We start from the raw sequence: 590 nt of genomic DNA, 5'->3' as shown, positions 1-590 counted from the left end.
CCGGCTTGGCGCCAAGCCGGTCTGCGAGCACGCCGAGCAGCAGCCGCCCGCCGAGCCCTGAGAAGCCGGCGAGGCTATAGACTGTGACCGCAGTGAGCGGCGCGATGCCACACACCATGGCGTAGGACACCATGTGGAAGATCGGTCCGGAATGCGCCGCGCAGCAGGCGAAATGCGCCAGCGCCAGCGTGATGAATTGCGGCGTGCGCAGCGCCTGGGCTGCGGTCCATTCCGCTTGCGGCGCATCCGTGGCTGCGGTGTTGGCGACTGCCGATACCTGCGGCGCGGCGCGCACCAGGAACGCGGCGGGGATCAACAGCGCCCACGCGGCGATGCCGATCACCAGCATCGCGAAGCGCCAGTCATAGGCGGTGATCAGCCAGCTTGCCGATGGCGCGACCGTCAGCGGCGATACGCCCATGCCGGCCGACACCAGTGCGACCGCGAGGCTGCGATGCTTGTCGATCCAGGCGCTGGCAAGCGCCATCATCGGCGCATAGAAGCTGCCGGCGGCGATCCCGATCAGCACGCCGAAGCAGAGCTGGAATTGCCACAGGCTCTGCGCCTGGCTCGCCGTCACCAGGCCGAGG

At 69.0% G+C, this 590-nt stretch carries 1 protein-coding gene; it reads right to left on the bottom strand.

Annotation, left to right across the window (positions count from 1 at the left end):
- A partial coding sequence (locus tag B2W55_RS06380; protein ID WP_291532193.1) for an MFS transporter occupies positions 1-590 on the bottom strand: 590 nt, incomplete at both ends.

It is taken from the genome of Bradyrhizobium sp. UBA2491, assembly GCF_002341725.1.
In the GTDB taxonomy this organism is placed as follows: Bacteria; Pseudomonadota; Alphaproteobacteria; order Rhizobiales; family Xanthobacteraceae; genus Bradyrhizobium.
This window is presented reverse-complemented; position numbering and strand designations above follow the sequence as displayed.